This is a genomic window from Rhodococcus jostii NBRC 16295, assembly GCF_001894825.1.
Taxonomy (GTDB): domain Bacteria; phylum Actinomycetota; class Actinomycetes; order Mycobacteriales; family Mycobacteriaceae; genus Rhodococcus_F; species Rhodococcus_F jostii.
The window spans coordinates 49509-63405 of sequence record NZ_BCWY01000059.1; the positions used below are offsets into that span (position 1 = coordinate 49509).

A 13897-nucleotide genomic window follows, 5' to 3' on the forward strand; every position below is an offset into this window, starting at 1 on the left:
AGCAGCGACAGCCACACGTGGCTTGTTGCCAGTATCACCCGTTGGGGACGACACCGCTAGAGAACAACGTCATCTGCGGCCGGCGCCGTGCGATCGGCAAGGTCACGCCGGGCCGCCTTCTCGACCAGAAGAGGTACGAAGTCACGGATCCTGCATTCCGCGAGGCGCTTGTGCACGGTCCGCACGGTGAGCTCGACATCCGCGGAGGCGACGGACGGGTACCGAGTGATCAGGCGCTCGATGACCTGTTCGACCTGCAGCAATTCGTCATCGCCGGTCATCGACTAATAGTCGCCCCGCTGCGATCGACCGTCAAGACACGAAACGGCCTCTCGAGCAACACGGTTCGGTGCCGACGTCCCGAGTAGACATGAGCCTGGAATCAGTCCAGAATCCGCCGGTGGCCAGGAAACACGGTTTCGCGACTGAGCCGGGCGGAGCGGGCGGACAATGGGAGGTACCGGGCCGCCCGGCTCGCTGGAGGGTAAGGAGACGGTCATGTCCGAGACAACGTCGGTCAAGCAGGGCGTCGCGGCAGGCACCTCGATCGGGGCGGCCATCATCATGGTGACCGTCGGCATCATCCAGTTCTTCCAAGGAATCGCCGCGGTCGCCGAGAACGAAGTGTTCGTGGTGGGGGTGGAGTACGTCTACAAATTCGACCTCACCACGTGGGGCTGGATTCACATCGTGCTGGGTGTGCTCGTGGCAGGGGCCGGGCTCGCGCTGTTCACCGGAGCAGGATGGGCGCGTGTGACCGCGATCGTGATCGCGGCCGTCTCCATACTGGCGAACTTCCTGTGGCTGCCGTACTACCCCTGGTGGTCGATGCTCATCATCGCGCTCGACATCGTGGTGATCTGGGCGGTGTCGACCTGGAAACCCGACCGGGCCTGATTATTCGGACGGCCGGGGAGCAACCGTGGGAAAGAAGACGAAGCACGAGAAGTCCGGGCTCGACCTGTCCCGGCCAGGCGGTGCCGAGGCGGCCGCACCCATGAAGAACAAGGAGTACCGCCGCCTACTCCGCCCGCTCCACGGCGAACTCGTCGCATTGCAGGAGTGGGTGAAATCGTCCGGCGCGAGGATCTGCGTCGTGTTCGAGGGTCGCGACACCGCAGGGAAGGGCGGCGTGATCAAGGCGATCACCGAGCGGGTCAGTCCGCGCGTGTTCCGCGTCGTCGCCCTGCCCGCCCCGACGGATCGCGAGAAGTCGCAGATGTACGTGCAGCGGTACCTGCCGCATCTCCCGTCCGGCGGGGAGGTCGTGATCTTCGACCGCAGTTGGTACAACCGCGCGGGCGTCGAACGGGTGATGGGCTTCTGCACCGAGGAGGAAGCGCAGAACTTCCTCCAACTCGTCCCGACGGTCGAACGCGCGATCGTCGACTCCGGCGTCATCCTGCTGAAGTACTGGCTGGAGGTGAGCGAGGAGCAGCAGACATTGCGCCTGCAGAGCCGGATCGACGACCCACGGAAGACCTGGAAGTTGTCGGACCTGGACGTGAAGTCGTACACCCACTGGTACGACTACTCGCGGGCACGGGACGAGATGTTCCACTTCACCGACACCGGCTGGGCGCCGTGGTACGTCGCGGTCAACGACGACAAGAAGCGCGGTCGGCTCAACATCATCAGCCACCTGCTGAGCCAGATTCCCTACGAACCGCTCGAACGCCCCGACATCACCTTGCCCGATCGGCAGAGCCGTCACGGCTACGAGGCGCCGAGGCAACCACTGCACTGGATCCCGACCCCGTACTGAGGATCCGAGCCGGAAAGGACGAGCGGCCATGGTCTCCACGGAACCCTCGCAGGCGCACACCGCCTGGCATGCCCAGGACGCCGACGCCGTCGTGGCCGCGACAGTGTCCGACCGGCGGTCCGGTCTGACGGCCGGCGAGGCGGACGACCGGCGCCGGCGGCACGGTCCCAACGAGATCGCCTCCGAGCCGGCGCCCTCGACGTGGGCGATCGCACTGCAACAGCTGAGGGATCTGATGAACCTGATGCTGGTCGCGGTGGCGGTCGTCAGCGTCGTCATCGGTGAGGTGCCGACGGCGATCATCGTCGCGGCACTCGTCGTCCTCAACGTCGTGCTGGGCACGCAACAGGAACTGAAGGCCCGCGCCAGCGTCGACGCACTCGCGAAGATGCAGACACCGCAGGTTCGGGTGACCCGGGACGGGGCGCTGGTCCAGTTCGACGCTACCGAACTCGTACCGGGCGACATAGTGCGCCTCGAGGCGGGCGACGTCGTCCCCGCCGACGGTCGACTGCTCACGTCGGCGACCCTCGAGACCCAGGAGGCGGCGCTGACGGGTGAGAGCGCACCGGTCCCGAAGGACCCTCAGACCCTCGGCGACGCCGACGTACCCCTCGGCGACCGCAGCAACATGGTCTTCCAGAACACCTCGGTCACCCGGGGCACCGCCACCATGGTGGTCACCGAAACCGGCATGAACACCCAGCTGGGCCAGATCGCGTCGATGCTGTCGGCCGTCGCGCCGAGCAAGTCTCCGCTTCAGCGCGAACTGAATTCGCTCACCAAGGTGCTCGGGATCATCGCGTGGACGGCGGTCGCCCTCATCGTGGTCCTCGGAGTGATCCGCGGACAGAGCCTGACGACGGTTCTGCTGCTGGGCATCTCCATGGGGGTGTCCGCGATCCCGACCGGCCTGCCGACGTTCGTGCAGGCGATGCTGGCTTTCGGGGCCCGCCAGCTGGCCGAGGCGAAGGCCGTCGTGAAGAACCTCACCGACGTCGAGACCCTCGGAGCGACCAGCGCGATCAACTCGGACAAGACCGGCACGCTGACGATGAACCAGATGACGGTGCGGTCGCTGTACTTCCATTGCCGGTGGTACACCGTCGACGGCGAGGGTTACAGCAAATCCGGGAGGATCACCCACGCCGCGGGCGAGGCCGTCCCCGACTTCACCCTGCTCGCGTACGGGCTGTGCCTCGACAGTGACGCCACCGTCTCCGACAGCGGCGATGTCGTCGGCGATCCGACCGAGGCCGCGCTGGTGGTGCTCGCGGCCAAGGTCGGCGTCGACGCCCCACTGACCCGGCGAAACTATCCTCGCGTCGCCGAGGTGCCGTTCGACTCCGCGTACAAGTTCATGGCGACGTTCCACCATCTCCAGGTCGACGGCGACACCCAGTTCGTGGAACTCGTCAAGGGCGGGCCCGACGTGGTCCTCGCCCGATGCGGTTCCGCGTACCGGCCGGGCCGGCAGACGGTCCCACTCGACGAGGTGCGGGAGGAACTGACCGAAGCGAACCGTGCCCTGTCCGAGAAGGGCCTGCGCGTACTGGCGTTCGCTGCCCGCCGACTCGACGGGCAGGAGGAGGCGGTGGCGGCCGACCCCATGTCGTTCGTCGAGGACCTGACGTTCGTCGGCATGGTCGGCATCATCGACCCGCTTCGGCCGGAGGCGATCGACGCCGTCCGCACCGCCCATGCAGCAGGCATCGACGTCCGCATGATCACCGGCGACCACGCGATCACGGCATCCGCGATCGGCGCCGAACTCGGTCTCGGACCCGGCGCCATCGGCGGGCCCGAACTGCAGGCGATGACCGACGACGACCTGGCGGCCGCCCTCCCGAACCTGCACGTGTTCGGCCGTGTCACCCCGCAGGACAAGCTCCGCCTTGCCGGCATCATGCAGAAGAGCGGCGCGGTGGTGGCGATGACCGGGGACGCCGTCAACGACGCGGCGGCACTGAAGAAGGCCGACATCGGCGTCGCGATGGGATCGGGCAGCGAGGTCACCAAACAGGCCGGCAAGATGATCCTCACCGACGACAACTTCGGAACCCTGATCACCGCGATCCGATTGGGCCGCAACATCTACGAGAAGATCGTGTCGTACATCCGGTACCAGATTTCGAAACTCTTCTCGCTGGTTCTGCTGTTCCTGGTCGCGAGCATCTTCGACATCAACGACGGCGTCGCGCTCACCCCGCTGATGGTGCTGTTCCAGCATTTCTTCATCACGTTGTTCCCGGTCGCCGTCATCATGATGGACCCGCCGGCGCCGGACCTGATGGACAAACCGCCGCGCGACCCCAAGATGCCGATCGCCAACCGAACGGCGTTCGTGCAGTGGCTGGCGTACGGCGTCCTGCAGTTCGCCGTCACACTCGCCGCGATGCTTCTCGCGCCGGGCGACATGAGCACCACCGATGCGAGCGTCCCCATGACGACGGCATTCGTGGTGCTCTCGTTCGGGTCCATCCTCGCCGGCCTCGTCATGCGGCGCGACCCCGAATCCGGCCTCACCGCACCGATCCTCACCGCGCTGAAGATCCTGTCCGTCCCGGTCGTGGTCACCGTGTTCGCCGTCGAGATCGGCTTCCTCCAGGACCTCCTCATGACGACGTCGCTGACCGGCGGCCAGTGGCTCGCCTGCCTCGGCTGGTCGCTGATCATTCCGATCGTCGTCGAAGCGGAGAAGGCGCTGCGCCGCCGGCGGCACGCGCCACCGAGCACACCGATTCCCGCCACCGTCGCGGTCGACCCGCAACGCGCACGCTGAGGCCCGGACCATGACCTGGACAGGGAGCCTCGCGCAGTTGCCCGGCATCGCGACGGCCCGGGCGTACCGCCGGGAGTGGCTACGTCCCGACATCGTTGCCGGGCTCGTCCTCACCGCCCTGCTCATTCCCGCGGGGATGGGGTACGCGGAGGCTGCCGGGTTGCCCGCCTACGCCGGTCTCTACGCCACCATCGTCCCGCTGCTCGCCTACGCGCTGGTGGGACCGTCGAAAATCCTCGTCCTCGGCCCCGATTCGTCGCTGGCCCCGCTGATCGCCGCGGCCGTACTGCCGCTGGCCGTGACCGACGACCCGGAGAGCGCGCTGGCCCTCGCCGGAATCCTCGGCGTCCTCGTCGGCCTCATCCTCCTCGTCGGCGGATTTCTGCATCTCGGCTTCGTCACCGAACTGCTGTCGAAGCCCATCCGGCTCGGCTACCTCAATGCGATCGCGCTCATCGTCGTGGTCGGCCAACTGCCCAAGCTGCTCGGTTTCTCCGTCGACGCGTCCGGCCTCATCGGGGAGATCGGAGAGATCGGACAGTCCGTGGTGCACGGCGACATCGACCCTGTCGCCGCCGCAATGGGCATCGGCTCCCTCGCCGTCATAGTCGGGTTCCGCCTCTGGCTGCCCCGCATCCCCGGCGTGCTCGTGGCCGTGGTCGGGGCGATCGTCCTGTCTGCCGCACTGGGACTCACCGACGACATCGGAATGGTCGGCGCCCTGCCCGCCGGCCTGCCACTGCCGTCGTTCGGCGGTGTGAACTGGGGGGACGTGGGACGCCTCGTCGGACCCGCGGCCGGTATCGCCCTCATCGCATTCGCCGACACGGGCGTGCTCTCCCGCACGTTCGCCGCCCGGCACGGCGAGAACGTCAACGGCAGCACGGAGATGAAGGGCGTCGGCGTGGCCAACATCGCCGGCGGACTGTTCGGCGGGTTCCCCATCTCGGCCAGCGGGTCACGAACCCCGGTGGCCGAACAGAGCGGCGCCCGCACCCAACTCGCGTGCGTGGTCGGAGCGCTCGCCGTGCTGATCTTCGTCCTCGTCGCTCCCGGGGTCACCACCTACCTTCCCGACGCGACGCTGGGCGCCGTGGTGATCGTGGCCGCCACGGCGCTGGTCGACGTGGGTGGAATGGTCCGGATGTGGCGGATGAGCACCGTCGAATTCGGGCTCGCCGTCGCCGCATTCCTCGGCGTCGCCCTGGTGGGAGTGCTGCAGGGCATCCTCGTCGCGATCGGGCTGTCGTTCGTCGCGGTGGTCGCCCAGGCGTGGCAGCCGTACCGCACCGAACTCGTCCGGACCGAGGATCGTCCCGGCTTCCACGACGTCGAACGCCACCCCGGCGGGCACCGCATCCCCGGACTGGTGCTGGTGCGCTTCGACGCGCCCCTCTTCTTCGCGAACGGCGAGATCTTCGACGAGTACGTGCGCTCGGTGGTGGCGTCGGCGCCGACCCCGGTCGAGTGGGTGATCGTCGCCGCCGAGCCGATCACCGGACTCGACACCACAGCCGTCGACGAACTCGTCGACCTCGACACGTATCTCGAAGGTAACGGGATCCGGTTGGCGTTCGCGGAGATGAAGGGTCCGATCAAGGATCGGCTCATCCGGTTCGGGGTGGGCGACAGGTTCGACGCGACGCACTTCTTTCCGACCATCGACGCCGCCGTGGACGCATTCCACAACCGAGCCGATCACAGCGGCGATCCGGCCGACGACTGACATCGACCACAGGACGGGACACGACGCATGGACTTCTGGACGATCTTCTGGCTCGGAGTCATCGCTCTCGCGTTCCTTGCCTATCTCCTGCTGCTGTTCGCGCTCAGCGCCGACCTGTTCCGAGACGACGGGACGTCGGGGTGGATGAAGGCGTTCTGGGTGTGTTTCCTGCTCCTCGTCCCCTTCCTGTCGGCGCTGATCTACGTGATCCTGAAGAGCGACGACATGGCGGAGCGGTAGAGGTACGCGTAACTCGCGCGACGCTCAGACCGCCCGAACCGTCTGGCCCCGAAAGGTCCTGCGATACGCCGAAGGCGGCACACCCAGCACCGCGCCCATGTGCTGCCGCAGGGACGTACCGGTTCCGAATCCGACTTCGCGGGCGACGGCGTCGACGGACAGGTCCGTCGTCTCGAGCAGCTGTCGGGCGCGGTCCACGCGCCGGGTGACGATCCAGCGGTTGGGGGTGGTCCCGACCTCCTCGCCGAAACGCCGCGTGAACGTCCGCACGCTCATGTTCGCGTGCGCCGCAAGCCGGTTCAGCGCCAGCGGTTCGCCGAGGCGCTGCAGCGCCCACTCGCGGGTCGCCGCGGTCGACTCCGACGTGGACTCCGGCATCGGCCGTTCGATGTACTGGGCCTGCCCGCCGTCGCGCCACGGCGGGACGACGCATCGGCGCGCCACCTGGTTGGCGACGTCCGACCCGTGGTCGCGGCGCACGATGTGCAGGCAAAGGTCGAGACCGGCGGCGACCCCGGCCGAGGTGAGGATGTGCCCCTCGTCGACGAACAGCACGTCGGGGTCGACCCGGACCTGCGGGTACGTGCGCTGGAAGTGTTCGGTGTTGCGCCAGTGGGTGGTGGCGCGCTTGCCGTCGAGCAGCCCCGCCGCGGCGAGGACGTACGAGCCGGTGCAGATCGAGACGTACCGGGTGCCGGGCCGGACGAACGCGAGCGCCGCCTCGAGGTTCGGGGGCAGATGGCCTTCGTCGTAGGCCGGGCCGAGTTCGTACGACGCGGGGATCACCACGGTGTCGGCGGTGGCGAGGAGTTCGGGGCCGTGGTCGACCGTCACCGAGAAGTCGGCGTCCGAACGCACCGGCCGTCCGTCGGCGGTACACGTCAGCACCTCGTAGAACGGTTGTCCGGCGGCGTCGTGGGCGCGGCCGAAGACGCGCGAGGGGATGCCGAGTTCGAACGGGATCACACCGTCCAGCGCGAGCACGACCACCCGATGCGGTTCCACCATGGCCAGATTCTTTCACATGTTGTCATTCTGGCAACTGTTCCGGCGGGACGCCGTACCGCAGACTTACCGTCGTGACGTCCGACATCGCGCCCCCGGCACCCCCTGCCCAAGCGGCACCGCCCCGCCTGCACTACGCCTGGCTCGTCGCGGCCGTCGCGTTCCTCGCCCTCGTGGGGGCCGCCAGCTTCCGGGCGGCACCCTCGATTCTGATCGACCCCCTGCACGAGGACTTCGGCTGGTCGCGGGCGAGCATCTCGTCGGCCGTGTCCATCAACCTGGTGCTGTACGGGTTGACGTCCCCGTTCGCGGCGGCACTGATGGAACGCTTCGGCATGCGGCGGGTGGTCACGGCAGCGCTGATTCTGGTGTCCGCCGGCAGCGGACTGACCGTCTTCATGACGGCCACCTGGCAACTGGTGCTGCTGTGGGGCGTGCTCGTCGGGCTGGGCACCGGGTCGATGGCGCTCGCGTTCGTGGCCACCGTCGTCGACCGCTGGTTCGTCGCGCGCCGCGGCCTCGTCACCGGCATCCTCACCGCCGGCAGCGCCGCCGGACAGCTGGTGTTCCTGCCGATCCTCGCGATGGTCGCCGAGCACTACGACTGGCAGACCGTGGCACTGACCGTGTCGTTCGCGGCGCTCGCCGTCGTGCCGCTGGTGCTCGTGTTCCTGCGCAACCGTCCGTCGGACGTCGGGACGGTCCCGTACGGCGCCGGACCCGACTACGTCGCGGAACCACCCGCGCCGACCGGGCGTGGCGGCGCCGCCGGCCGGGCCGTCACGGTGCTGCTCTCGGCGGCGCGGACGCGGGTGTTCTGGTTGCTGGCCGGCACCTTCGCGATCTGCGGGGCGAGCACCAACGGGCTCGTCGGCACCCACTTCGTCCCCGCCGCACACGACCACGGCATGCCGGTGACGGCAGCGGCGAGCCTGCTGGCGGTGATCGGGATCTTCGACGTGATCGGCACCATCGCGTCCGGGTGGTTCACCGACCGGTTCGATTCACGCAAACTCCTCGGCACTTATTACCTGCTGCGCGGGATCTCACTCATGCTGCTGCCGATCCTGTTCGCGAACACCGTGCACCCCCCGATGATCGCGTTCATCATCTTCTACGGCCTCGACTGGGTGGCCACCGTTCCCCCGACGGTCGCGTTGTGCCGCAAGCACTTCGGCGCCGACGCCCCCATCGTGTTCGGTTGGGTGCTGGCGTCCCACCAGATCGGGGCCGGTGCGGTGGCCTTCCTCGCCGGACTCGTCCGCGACCGATTCGGCGGCTACGACGCCGCGTTCTACGTCGCGGGTGGGCTGTGCGCGATCGCCGCCGTGATGTCGCTGGCCATCGTCGCGAAGCCCCGAAAGGTGGCGGCCGCGATCGGTTGACCTGCGCCGAAACCACTCCCCCGGGCCGCCCCGGTTCCTAAGATCGATACATGGCAGCTCAGCGCGCGTCGGACGAGGTCATTGACCGCTCCAAGATCGAGAATCGGGCTCCGTCGGTAGCCGCACTGTTCGTAGATCGGGTGGCACACTCCCCGAACCGCGAAGCATTCCGATACGTCGACGCACAGAACCCGACCACGTGGACGAGCGTCACCTGGTCCGAGGCGGGCGACCGGGTGCGCAACCTCGCGGCCGGTCTCATCGTCCTCGGCGTGCAGGCCGAGCAACGTGTGGCGCTGGCGTCCGCCACCCGCTACGAGTGGGTGCTTGCCGACCTCGCCGTGATGTGCGCCGGCGCGGCAACCACCACGGTGTACCCCACCACCACGGCCGGCGACGTCGCCTACATCGTCGCCAACTCCGGCAGCCGCGTCGTCTTCGCCGAGGACGACGCGCAGCTCGCCAAGCTCCGCGACAACCGCGGCGACCTCTCCGACGTGGAGAAGGTCGTCCTGATCGACGGCAGTCCCGGAGACGGCGACGACTGGGTGATCACCGTCCAGCAGCTCCACGACCTCGGCGAGGAACTGCTGGCCGAGACACCCGACGCCGTGCACGACCGGATCGAGGCGATCGCCCCCGACGACCTCGCCACCCTGATCTACACGTCGGGCACCACCGGCAGGCCGAAAGGCGTGCGACTGTCGCACTCCGCGTGGACGTACGAGGCGGCCGCGATCGACGCCACCGGCATCCTCGACGCCGACGACCTGCAATATCTGTGGCTCCCGCTGTCGCACGTGTTCGGGAAGGTCCTGCTCACCCTGCCGCTGCAGATCGGTTTCGCGACCGCGGTCGACGGGCGCGTCGACAAGATCGTCGAGAACCTCGCGGTGGTCAAACCCACGTTCATGGGCGCGGCCCCCCGCATCTTCGAGAAGGCGTACGCACGCATCCTGTCCACCGTGCGGGAGGAGGGCGGACCGAAGGAGAAGATCTTCGACTGGGCCATCGGCGTCGGGCTGCGGGTGTCGAAGGCCAAGCAGGCGGGCAAGGGCCCGTCGCTGCTCGACTCCGTCCAGCACGCCGTCGCGGATCGGTTGGTGTACAGCACGATTCGCGAACGGTTCGGTGGCCGCCTGAAGTTCTTCATCTCCGGCTCCGCGGCGCTCAATCGTGATGTCGCGCAATGGTTCGACGCCGTCGGCATCGTCGTCCTCGAGGGCTACGGACTGTCCGAGACCAGCGCCGCGTCGTTCGTCAACCGGCCGTCGGCGTACCAGTTCGGCAGCGTCGGCTGGCCCATCCCCGGCACCGAGAGCCGGATCGCCGAGGACGGCGAAATCCTCATCAAGGGTCCCGGTGTCATGAGCGGGTACCACGAGAACGCCGACGCCACCGCCGAAGCACTCACCGACGACGGCTGGTTCCACACCGGCGACATCGGCGAGATCGACGACAAGGGCTACCTGCGGATCACCGACCGCAAGAAGGACATGTTCAAGACGTCCAACGGCAAATACGTGGCACCGTCCGCGCTGGCCGCCACGTTCAAGGGCATCTGCCCCTACGTCGGCGAGATCATCGTCGACGGCGAAGGCAAGTCCTACTGCGTCGCCCTGATCTCCCTCGACGCCGAATCCATCGGCGATTGGGCGAAACAACACGACCTGGGCGGCAAATCGCTCGCCGAGATCGCGAACGCGCAGGAGACCCGCAACCTCATCGGCGGCTACGTCGAGGAACTCAACGCCGGACTGAACCGGTGGGAGCAGGTGAAGAAATTCCAGATCCTCGAACGGGAACTCACCGTCGAGAACGGCGAGATCACCCCGAGCATGAAACTCAAGCGCAAGGTCGTGATGACCAACTTCTCCGACGAACTCGAAAACCTCTACAACTGAGTTGACCCTCACGCGACGTCAGGCTGCACGGTAGAGGTCGTGAGCGAGAAACACACGGTAGGTGTGGTCGCCAGGCTGGTCGGCGTGAGCGTGCGCACGCTGCACCACTACGACGAAATCGGTCTGGTGACCCCGTCCGACCGCACACCCGGTGGGTACCGCAGCTATTCGGATGCCGACGTGGAACGTCTGCACCGCGTACTGACGTACCGGGAACTGGGGTTCCCCCTCGAGGAGATCGCAGCCCTCCTCGACGACCCGGACGTGGACGCCCTCGCGCATCTACGCCGCCAGCACGCGTTGCTGAGCGAACGGATCGATCGCTTACACGAGATGGCTGCTGCCGTGGAGAAGATGATGGAGGCGAAAACCATGGGCATTCAGCTCACCCCCGAAGAGCAGAACGAAATCTTCGGCGACAACTGGCCGGGCGAGGAGTACGCCGCCGAGGCGGAAGAACGGTGGGGCGACACCGACGCGTGGAAGCAGTCGCAGCGGCGCTCCGCGAAGATGAACAAGGAGGACTGGAAGCGAATCAAGGCCGAGGGAGACGCATTCGAGGCCTCACTCGCGCAGGCGATGGCCGACGGCGTCGAACCCGGAACCGAGCGGGCCAACGCGCTCGCCGAGGAACACCGCGCCGGCATCGAACGGTTCTACGACTGCGATCACGCGATGCAGGTGAACCTCGCCGAGATGTACCTCGCCGACGACCGCTTCCGACGGCACTACGACGACGTCGCCCCCGGTCTGGCGCAGTACGTCCGGGACGTCATCGTCGCAAATGCGGAGCAGCAGTGAGCAGTTGAACACGGAGTCGGGACGGGTGCCGGTCGGGCTTCACCATCCACACCGCGTGGAGGTCCGGCCGGCACTGCTCGATCTCGGTGCGGCACTATCCTGAACCCATGTCCGATTCGCAGCGTCCCAGCCCCAGTCAGTACGTCGGGTACCTGTTCGGGCGCACGCTGCCGGATTCGATGCAGGACTGGGTCCGCAACGACCTGGTCGGCCCGGGCGCCTCGGTGCGGTACGTCCTCCGATTCATGCTGCCCGTCGTCGCGGTCCTGGCGTTGTTCCTCCTCATCCCCGGTCCGATCTGGATTCCGCTGGCGATGATGGCCCTCCTCCTGCTCCCCCTGCTCTACTTTGCGGTCGCGCTGATGAACATCTACCGTCGCCATCGCCTACTCAGCCACGGCCTCGATCCCGACCTCGTGGGCGAGAAGGCGCAGCGCCGCGCAGACCGCACCCGCGAGGACTACGAGCGACGTCACGGCCGCACCGAGGAGCGGTAGCCGCAGCGTGATGCATCACACGGCAGAGCCGAGAGTGACACAGCGCACGTGAACGATCGATAAGTAATGCGTTAAAGTGGCGACGTCCGAGTGGGTAATCCCACGAACCGCGTACCCAGAGGGTCCAGCGCAGGTTCCGACAGCCTCGACGGGAAGAGCAGTCATAGATGACAGTCACAGATTCGGCGGTCACGCCCGATATTCACACGACGGCGGGAAAGCTCGCCGACCTGCGTAATCGTCAGGCCGAGGCGCAGCACCCGAGCGGTGAAGCCGCGGTCGAGAAGGTGCACGCCAAGGGCAAGCTCACCGCCCGCGAACGCATCACCGCGTTATTGGACGACGGCAGCTTCGTCGAACTCGACGCCCTCGCCCGGCACCGCAGCGTGAACTTCGGCCTCGCCGACAACCGCCCCGTCGGCGACGGCGTCGTCACCGGCTACGGCACCATCGACGGCCGCGACGTGTGCGTGTTCTCCCAGGACGCCACCGTCTTCGGCGGCTCGTTGGGCGAAATCTACGGCGAAAAAATCGTCAAGGTCATGGACCTCGCCCTCAAGACCGGCCGCCCCCTGATCGGCATCAACGAAGGCGCCGGCGCCCGCATCCAGGAAGGCGTCGTCTCCCTCGGCCTGTACGGCGAAATCTTCCACCGCAACGTCCAGGCCTCCGGCGTCATCCCGCAGATCTCCCTGATCATGGGCCCCGCCGCCGGCGGGCACGTCTACTCCCCCGCCCTCACCGACTTCGTCGTCATGGTCGACCAGACCTCCCAGATGTTCGTCACCGGCCCCGACGTCATCAAGACCGTCACCGGCGAAGACGTCACCATGGAAGATTTGGGTGGCGCGCACACCCACATGGTCAAGTCCGGCGTCGCCCACTACGTCGCCTCCGGCGAACAGGACGCCCTGGACTACGTCAAGGACCTGCTGTCCTACCTGCCGTCCAACAACCAGGCCGCCGCCCCCCGGATGATCCCCACCGACCCGATCACCGGCGGCATCGAAGACTCCCTGACCGCCGAGGACCTCGAACTCGACACCCTCATCCCGGACTCGGCGAACCAGCCCTACGACATGCACGAGGTCATCCGCCGCATCCTCGACGACGACGAATTCCTCGAGGTCCAGGCCGAACGCGCCGGCAACATCGTCGTCGGCTTCGGCCGCGTCGACGGCCGCAGTGTGGGCATCGTCGCCAACCAGCCCACCGTCTTCGCCGGCTGCCTCGACATCGACGCCTCCGAAAAAGCCGCCCGCTTCGTGCGCACCTGCGACGCGTTCAACGTCCCCATCATCACCCTCGTCGACGTCCCCGGCTTCCTGCCCGGCACCGACCAGGAATACAACGGCATCATCCGCCGCGGCGCGAAACTGCTCTACGCCTACGGCGAGGCCACCGTCGGGAAGATCACCGTCATCACCCGCAAGGCCTACGGCGGCGCCTACGACGTGATGGGCTCCAAGCACATGGGCGCCGACGTCAACCTGGCCTGGCCCACCGCCCAGATCGCCGTCATGGGCGCGAGCGGCGCCGTCGGATTCGTCTACCGCAAACGCCTCCTCGAGGCCGCCAAGAACGGCGACGACGTCGACGCCCTCCGCCTGCAACTGCAGCAGGAATACGAAGACACCCTCGTCAACCCCTACGTCGCCGCCGAACGCGGCTACGTCGACGCCGTCATCCCCCCGTCCCACACCCGCGGACAGATCGTGGCCGCCCTGCGCCTACTCGAACGCAAAATGGTCACCCTCCCGCCCAAGAAGCATGGGAACATCCCGCTATGAGC

12 protein-coding genes are annotated in these 13897 nt (G+C 67.4%); 10 read left to right on the forward strand and 2 right to left on the reverse strand.

Annotated elements, in window-relative coordinates:
• Window positions 1-56: 56 nt before the first annotated feature.
• Window positions 57-281, reverse strand: a complete 225-nt coding sequence (locus RJ1_RS30315; protein WP_073366207.1) for a three-helix bundle dimerization domain-containing protein — start codon at window positions 279-281, stop codon at window positions 57-59.
• Between the two features lie 217 nt (window positions 282-498).
• On the opposite strand from RJ1_RS30315, the gene RJ1_RS30320 reads away from it, so the two are divergent.
• From RJ1_RS30320 to RJ1_RS30340, 5 genes are read left to right on the forward strand one after another with little or no spacing between them, the layout of a single operon-like run.
• Window positions 499-897: a DUF7144 family membrane protein gene (locus RJ1_RS30320; protein ID WP_073366208.1), complete on the forward strand. Its 399-nt coding sequence runs from the start codon at window positions 499-501 to the stop codon at window positions 895-897.
• Window positions 898-922: 25 nt separating this feature from the next.
• Window positions 923-1765, forward strand: a complete 843-nt coding sequence (gene ppk2 / locus RJ1_RS30325) for a polyphosphate kinase 2 (RefSeq protein ID WP_073366209.1) — start codon at window positions 923-925, stop codon at window positions 1763-1765.
• 28 nt (window positions 1766-1793) lie between these two features.
• The gene (locus tag RJ1_RS30330; RefSeq protein WP_073366210.1) at window positions 1794-4547 is read left to right on the forward strand and encodes a cation-translocating P-type ATPase; all 2754 of its coding nucleotides are present in this window, start codon (window positions 1794-1796) and stop codon (window positions 4545-4547) included.
• Between the two features lie 10 nt (window positions 4548-4557).
• Window positions 4558-6273 (forward strand): SulP family inorganic anion transporter, encoded by a 1716-nt coding sequence (locus tag RJ1_RS30335; RefSeq protein ID WP_073366211.1) that lies wholly within the window; start codon window positions 4558-4560, stop codon window positions 6271-6273.
• Window positions 6274-6300: 27 nt separating this feature from the next.
• A complete protein-coding gene (locus tag RJ1_RS30340; RefSeq protein ID WP_073366212.1) occupies window positions 6301-6513 on the forward strand; it encodes a hypothetical protein in 213 nt (70 codons plus the stop codon).
• A gap of 24 nt (window positions 6514-6537) precedes the next feature.
• Here the strand turns inward: RJ1_RS30340 and RJ1_RS30345 are convergent, their stop codons facing one another.
• A complete protein-coding gene (locus RJ1_RS30345; protein ID WP_073366213.1) occupies window positions 6538-7521 on the reverse strand; it encodes a GlxA family transcriptional regulator in 984 nt (327 codons plus the stop codon).
• Window positions 7522-7592: 71 nt separating this feature from the next.
• On the opposite strand from RJ1_RS30345, the gene RJ1_RS30350 reads away from it, so the two are divergent.
• From RJ1_RS30350 to RJ1_RS30370, 5 genes are all read left to right on the forward strand, one after another.
• Entirely contained in the window at window positions 7593-8903 is a 1311-nt protein-coding gene (locus tag RJ1_RS30350; RefSeq protein ID WP_073366214.1) for an MFS transporter, read from the forward strand.
• Window positions 8904-8953: 50 nt separating this feature from the next.
• Window positions 8954-10807, forward strand: coding sequence for an AMP-dependent synthetase/ligase (locus RJ1_RS30355; RefSeq protein ID WP_073366215.1), 1854 nt, complete (start codon window positions 8954-8956; stop codon window positions 10805-10807).
• Between the two features lie 39 nt (window positions 10808-10846).
• Window positions 10847-11608 (forward strand): MerR family transcriptional regulator, encoded by a 762-nt coding sequence (locus RJ1_RS30360; protein ID WP_073366216.1) that lies wholly within the window; start codon window positions 10847-10849, stop codon window positions 11606-11608.
• Window positions 11609-11715: 107 nt separating this feature from the next.
• On the forward strand, window positions 11716-12105 hold the full coding sequence (locus RJ1_RS30365) for a DUF5313 family protein (protein WP_073366217.1): 390 nt from the start codon (window positions 11716-11718) through the stop codon (window positions 12103-12105).
• A 167-nt stretch (window positions 12106-12272) separates the two neighbouring features.
• Window positions 12273-13895 (forward strand): acyl-CoA carboxylase subunit beta, encoded by a 1623-nt coding sequence (locus tag RJ1_RS30370; RefSeq protein ID WP_073366218.1) that lies wholly within the window; start codon window positions 12273-12275, stop codon window positions 13893-13895.
• Window positions 13896-13897 lie beyond the last annotated feature (2 nt).

Excerpts from the sequence above, each read along its gene's own strand:
- RJ1_RS30315 (WP_073366207.1), bottom strand. The coding sequence starts at position 281 with ATGACCGGCGATGACGAATTGCTGCAGGTCGAACAGGTCATCGAGCGC.
- RJ1_RS30320 (WP_073366208.1), top strand. The coding sequence starts at position 499 with ATGTCCGAGACAACGTCGGTCAAGCAGGGCGTCGCGGCAGGCACCTCG.
- RJ1_RS30330 (WP_073366210.1), top strand. The coding sequence starts at position 1,794 with ATGGTCTCCACGGAACCCTCGCAGGCGCACACCGCCTGGCATGCCCAG.
- RJ1_RS30335 (WP_073366211.1), top strand. The coding sequence starts at position 4,558 with ATGACCTGGACAGGGAGCCTCGCGCAGTTGCCCGGCATCGCGACGGCC.
- RJ1_RS30340 (WP_073366212.1), top strand. The coding sequence starts at position 6,301 with ATGGACTTCTGGACGATCTTCTGGCTCGGAGTCATCGCTCTCGCGTTC.
- RJ1_RS30345 (WP_073366213.1), bottom strand. The coding sequence starts at position 7,521 with ATGGTGGAACCGCATCGGGTGGTCGTGCTCGCGCTGGACGGTGTGATC.
- RJ1_RS30355 (WP_073366215.1), top strand. The coding sequence starts at position 8,954 with ATGGCAGCTCAGCGCGCGTCGGACGAGGTCATTGACCGCTCCAAGATC.
- RJ1_RS30365 (WP_073366217.1), top strand. The coding sequence starts at position 11,716 with ATGTCCGATTCGCAGCGTCCCAGCCCCAGTCAGTACGTCGGGTACCTG.
- RJ1_RS30370 (WP_073366218.1), top strand. The coding sequence starts at position 12,273 with ATGACAGTCACAGATTCGGCGGTCACGCCCGATATTCACACGACGGCG.